The organism is Butyrivibrio sp. (genome assembly GCF_024699075.1).
In genome coordinates, this window is sequence record NZ_JAILQF010000419.1 from 1 (window position 1) to 5,965 (window position 5,965).

At 40.7% G+C, this 5,965-nt stretch carries 6 protein-coding genes; 1 reads left to right on the forward strand and 5 read right to left on the reverse strand.

The window, feature by feature from the left end:
* On the forward strand, window positions 1-184 hold a 184-nt coding region (locus tag K6G87_RS16755; RefSeq protein ID WP_296839796.1), incomplete at its 5' end, for an ATP-binding protein.
* Window positions 185-574: 390 nt separating this feature from the next.
* On the opposite strand, the gene K6G87_RS16760 is transcribed toward K6G87_RS16755, so the two are convergent.
* From K6G87_RS16760 to K6G87_RS16780, 5 genes are all read right to left on the reverse strand, one after another.
* Window positions 575-1,324 (reverse strand): amino acid ABC transporter ATP-binding protein, encoded by a 750-nt coding sequence (locus K6G87_RS16760; protein ID WP_296839797.1) that lies wholly within the window; start codon window positions 1,322-1,324, stop codon window positions 575-577.
* Between the two features lie 96 nt (window positions 1,325-1,420).
* Entirely contained in the window at window positions 1,421-2,920 is a 1,500-nt protein-coding gene (locus K6G87_RS16765; RefSeq protein WP_296839799.1) for an ABC transporter substrate-binding protein/permease, read from the reverse strand.
* Between the two features lie 218 nt (window positions 2,921-3,138).
* A complete protein-coding gene (mnmA, locus tag K6G87_RS16770) occupies window positions 3,139-4,215 on the reverse strand; it encodes a tRNA 2-thiouridine(34) synthase MnmA (RefSeq protein WP_296839800.1) in 1,077 nt (358 codons plus the stop codon).
* A gap of 9 nt (window positions 4,216-4,224) precedes the next feature.
* Entirely contained in the window at window positions 4,225-5,346 is a 1,122-nt protein-coding gene (locus K6G87_RS16775) for a cysteine desulfurase family protein (protein ID WP_296839801.1), read from the reverse strand.
* Between the two features lie 173 nt (window positions 5,347-5,519).
* Window positions 5,520-5,965: PLP-dependent transferase (locus tag K6G87_RS16780; RefSeq protein WP_296839802.1), on the reverse strand; the 446-nt coding region annotated here is incomplete at its 5' end.

Below are 5,965 nucleotides of genomic sequence, written 5' to 3' on the forward strand. Positions count from 1 at the left end.
AAGTGAAAAAGAGCTTTTCGAGCCCTTCGTAAAAGGTGACGACTCCCGCTCTCAAAATACCGGAAGCGGCCTTGGTCTCTCCGTAGCCAAGCAGGTCATGGACATGCACGGCTACGACATCACCCTAAAGCAGCCCTACAAATCCTACACCAAAGCCTTCGTCCTTACGTTCCTCGAAGCATAAATGCATCCACTTCTGCCCCGCCGCCGCTAATTGGTCAGCTTCTTACTTCACGCCTCAAAACAATCGGACACTGGGGATTTTTCCAAAAACATATGCCGCGCTGCCAAACTCGCTCCTGTGCTAAGGGCCTGGCCACATACCGCAATCGGAGGGATTTAATATTTTTCTAGTATTTTCTTAATGCCATAGGCTTTGCTTCCATACAGCATGGCATTTAGAAAATACAGGAAAATGTTAGTTCCTCCGATTGCGGTATGTGGCCAGGCCCTAAGCACAGGATCTCAAACATGTGGCGCGCGGCATATAGGAAAAATCCCCAGTGTCCTCATTTCGGCGTAAGAAGTAAGAAGCTGACCAATTAGCGGCGGCGGGGGCAGGCTGGAGCGATAGTTATAGCACCCTGGATAGGAAGTCCTTTAGCCTGTCGCTTTTGGGGGATTCGAAGATCTGCTTAGGGGTTCCTTCTTCTTTGATGCCCTTGTCGGCGAAGAATACTACTCGGTCGGCGACTTCGCGTGCAAATCTCATCTCATGGGTTACTACTACCATGGTCATTCCATCATCTGCGAGTTCCTTCATGAGGGAGAGAACTTCTCCTACCATTTCAGGGTCAAGCGCTGAGGTTGGCTCATCAAAGAGCATTACTTCAGGATTCATCATAAGGGATCTTGCTATTGCAATTCTTTGCTTCTGGCCGCCTGAGAGGCTGTCAGGGTATGCATTTTTTTTGTCATAAAGACCTACTCTGTTTAAGAGATCATGAGCTTTCTTTTCTGCATCTTTTTTGGACATTATGGAGAGCTTTAAGGGTGCAAGAGTAAGGTTCTGTTCTATGGTCAGATGTGGAAAGAGGTTAAAGTGCTGAAATACCATTCCTACTCTTCTTCTGATGTCATTGATGTTTACAGATTTAGATGTAATATCTTCTCCATCAAGATATATATTACCTTTAGTAACCTTCTCAAGCTGGTTAAGGGTTCTTATAAATGTAGATTTACCACAGCCTGAAGGACCTATTACAGCTACAACTTCTCCCTTTTTGATCTGTATATTCACGTTTTCAAGAACGCTATTATTGTCAAAAGACTTATATAGATTTTGTACATCTATTAAAACCTGATCATTTACATTTCCACTCAAGATTATTACCTCTATTTCTAATATACATGGTCGTTTTTATTTTGCTAAAAGCCTTATCATAATGACTTTGAAACTAAAGCAGATATGCATTTAATCTCATCTTTCTGATTTACGAAGGCTCTTTTCCCATCTTCCTACAAGTACTGTAAGTATCTCAACAATAATAAGATAGATAAGAGCAACTGCTATAAGAGGAAGGAAAGCTTCATAAGTCTGGCTTCTGATGATATCTCCGCCTCTTGTAAGGTCCGTAAGGCCGATGTAACCGCAGATAGATGTCTCCTTGATAAGAGTTATGAACTCGTTTGCAAGTGCAGGGAGTACATTCTTGACTGCCTGAGGAAGGATGATGCTGATCATGGTCTGGCGATAGCTAAGTCCAAGGCTTCGTCCGGCTTCTGTCTGTCCATCATCTATAGACATTATTCCGCCTCTCATGATCTCGGCAACATAGGCTCCTGAGTTAATTGCAAATGCAATTACTGCAACAAGTATCTTGGATACATTTACAGACTGGAATACTACATAGTAAATAATAAGGAGCTGGATCATCGCTGGCGTTCCGCGGATGATAGTAAGATATAATTTGCATATTGCATTAAGGATAGGTAACAGGCCTGTTTTATCATGAGTAACTCTTATAACTCCTACAAGGAATCCTATAAGTACTCCAAGGATTACTGCACACAAAGCTATGATCAGTGTATTCTTAAGACCAGAAAGAATGTATACCCATCTGTCATTATCTATAAAATTCTGTTTGATCTTCTCTACAAGACTAAGGTCAGATGCAGATGTATTATCACCCTTTACTATTATTACCTGTTTGGTTGTTACATAGGACTCAGAGAAGTTAATGGACTTCGCCCTCTCTTCTGTCATAGTCATTCCTGCAATACCAACATCTGCCTTATGTGAGCTTACTGCATTTATGATAGCATCAAACTCCATATCTTCTATGACAATATCCATGTGAAGCTTATCGCCTATTGCGCGGATAATATCAATATCGATACCAACGATGTCACTTCCGTCATAATATTCATATGGCTTAAATGCAGCATTTGTTGCTACAACCAGGGTACCATTCTCATAAGTGGTTCCTTCAGGAGTTACATATGGACTCTGACCTTTAGTATCATCTCCAATATAATTTGATACTATGCTATCTATAGTGCCATCTTCTTTAAGCTCTGAAAGCGCTTCATTAATACTATCAAGAAGCGTATCATTGTCCTTGGCTACAACCATTGCATACTCTTCAAGAGTAAATGGCTCATCAAGAATGTAAAGACCGCTCTCTGTCTCTATCGAAGCTATGGCAGGCTGCTCATCTGCTATAACACAGTCGATCTTACCCTGCTTAAGAGCCTGAACGGCGTCTGTAATTTTATTAAATCTTTCAACAGTTGAACCGTATTCGGGAGCTTCATAATCACTTGCATAGATATCGCCTGTTGTACCAAGCTGAACACCTATTGATGCACCCGGAAGATCATCAATCGAAGCTATGGTTTTGCTGTTGTTATCTGAGCTACAGCCAGCTGTAGCAAGCATCATTATAATTGCCAATATAGAAAATATTTTTTTCTTCATGTATATTTATTCCTATTTATTTTATTTTTATGCAAATGAAACTATATCACAATTTTAACATGCTGTGAAGTATAAATATGCAAAAAACATTAATTTTAATCAAAAATCAAAAATCCCCTTCAAACGTCATATATTATTGATCTTAACCAGAAAATCAATGATATATAACATTCAAAGGGGATTTATATGTTTTTTTCAAGATGATTATACGCAAGAGCTTATCTTCGTATTATCATGCCGCCGCCTGCAATAAAATCTCCGTCGTATATTACTGCTGCCTGACCTGGAGTTGCGGCGCGTACTTTACTTTCAAAATCTATTCTTATAGTATTGTCATCTATATATTTGATATGACATGGTACAGATGTCTGGGAGTATCTTACCTTGGCAGTATAGGTCTTATTCTCATCAAAGTGCTCTTCTCCCATGTGGTTTATATCAGTTGCATATACCTCGTCACTAAAGAGGTCGTCATTAGAACCAAGTATTACATCTCCTGACTCGACATCAATTCCTGTTACATATACAGGATGTCCAAGTGCTACGCCAAGTCCTTTGCGCTGGCCTATAGTATACTGGACTGTTCCTTTATGCTTTCCTACAATCTCACCATCTGTTGTCTTAAATACTCCGCTTTTACCAAGACTTCCGGTTTCTTCTTTAATAAAGCGTGCGTAGTCTCCATCTTCTATAAAGCATATATCCTGACTATCCTTCTTATGTGCAACGGGAAGATCAAGCTTTTCTGCAAACTCTCTTATCTGAGGTTTTGTATATTCTCCGACTGGCATAAGCGTATGAGATAGCTCATCCTGAGTAAGGTTATACAAGACATAGGTCTGATCTTTCTCAGCGGTTACAGATTTTTTGACAGAATATCTTCCATTTGGAAGCTGCTCTACTCTTGCATAGTGCCCTGTAGCCATGTAGCTTGCACCAATTTCTCTGCACCTGTCAAGAAACGCTCCCCACTTAACATATCTGTTGCAGGCTATACAAGGGTTTGGTGTAAGCCCCTTCAGATATGAGCCTGTGAAGCGGTCTATTACATCGCGTCTGAACTCCTGCCTGAAATTCATCACATAATATGGAATATCAAGGCACTCTGCAACCCTCCTTGCATCTTCAACAGCAGAGATTCCGCAGCAGCTTCCTTCTTTTTCCACCTTGCACTCATCAGACTGCCATATCTGCATGGTAGCTCCGATCACTTCATATCCCTGTTCTTTTAACAGATAAGCGCAAACTGAAGAATCTACGCCTCCTGACATTCCTACTACAACTTTTTCTTTCATATATAATCCTTATCTATAAAAATCTTCAAGCACCTTCAAAGTCTTAACTATATCGTCCCTTGTATTCTCTCTTCCAAGGCTGAATCTGATCGTCCTTCTTGCTTCATCTTCGCTCTTACCGATCGCCATAAGTACGTGAGAAGGCTCTATTGCTCCTGCGCTGCAGGCACTTCCTGCTGAAGCACAGATTCCGTTCATATCAAGTCTTATAAGAATTGTTTCGGCGCTAACATCCGGAAAAGTTACATTTAAAGTTCCCGGAAGGTGACACCTGTCATTTTCATTAATAACAGCCCCTTTAACGATATTAAGTATACCTGACTTAAGTTCATCTCTAAGACTATTTATCCTGATCGCATCATCTTCCATCTTGTCTTTTGCAATTGTAACAGCCTTGCAAAATCCCATGATATCTGCAACATTCTCAGTCCCGGGGCGAAGGCCAAGTTCCTGGCTTCCTCCAAATAAAAGCTTAGAGAATTCATTTTTGTTACGTATATATAATAAACCAATTCCCTTAGGGCCGTACAGCTTATGTGCACTGGCACTAAGAAAGTCTATACAGTAGTCATTTACATCTATGTCTATATGGCCGAAAGTCTGTACTGCATCTGTATGAAAGAGGATATCATGCTCATGTGCTATAGCCCCTATCTCTTTTATAGGCTGTATCGTACCAAGCTCATTATTGGCATGCATTATGGATATTAGTGCTGTATCCTTCCTGATAGCGCTTTTCAGATTTTCAATATCTATAAGGCCTGTCTTATCAACATCAAGATATGTAACTTCATATCCCTGTTCCTCCATAAAGCGAACTGTATTAAGGACGGCAGGGTGCTCAATCTTAGTTGTAATTATGTGCTTTCCTTTGTTTTTAAGGATCCCCGCTCCCATTCGTATTGCCCAGTTATCAGACTCCGTTCCGCCACTTGTAAATACTATGCTCTCGTAAGGCGCATTTATAAACTCTGCTATAGTCCTTCTTGCCTTCTCAACCTGCATTCTGGTCCTTACTGCAGGCTGATAGAAAGATGAAGGGTTCATATAATTATCTGACAAAAAAGATATCATCTCTTCTACTACAGATGGTTCCGGACGGGTCGTCGCCGCATGATCAAGATATATCATTGTAATCCTCTAACTATTTATTTCCTACTACTTCACTAGGTATTTATAGAACAAATATATTATGCTGTCAACACATAATATGCACATAACAAACTCCTCGGTAATTGAATTACCGAGGAGTAACACTTAATATCCTAAACCATAAAGAAAACCTCTTAGATAGTACACTAACCTTATACTGCTTTTTCTACGAGCTCGGGGCTACTCTCTGCTACTGCCTTGAAGCCCTGCTCGAGATCCCAGAGAATATCATCGATGTGCTCTGTTCCTATTGAGAGACGGATTGTGTTCTGGTAGATACCAGCCGCCTCAAGCTGCTCAGGTGTCATCTCTGCATGTGTTGTGTCATAAGGATGGATGACAAGGCTCTTAACATCTGCAACGTTTGCAAGTAGTGAGAAGATCTTAAGTCCATCGATGAATGCATATGCTTCCTTCTGTCCACCCTTAATATTGAAGGTGAAGATTGAAGCGCCACCATTTGGGAAGTACTTGTTATAAAGCTCATGATCAGGATGATCAGGAAGAGATGGATGGTTAACCTTCTCTACAAGAGGGTGATTAGAAAGGAACTCTACAACCTTCTTGGTATTCTCAGCATGTCTTTCAAGACGAAGTG

What these genes read in the sequence shown, in the direction of transcription:
- K6G87_RS16765 (WP_296839799.1), bottom strand. Translation starts at nt 2,920, where the DNA reads ATGAAGAAAAAAATATTTTCTATATTGGCAATTATAATGATGCTTGCT.
- mnmA (WP_296839800.1), bottom strand. Translation starts at nt 4,215, where the DNA reads ATGAAAGAAAAAGTTGTAGTAGGAATGTCAGGAGGCGTAGATTCTTCA.
- K6G87_RS16775 (WP_296839801.1), bottom strand. Translation starts at nt 5,346, where the DNA reads ATGATATATCTTGATCATGCGGCGACGACCCGTCCGGAACCATCTGTA.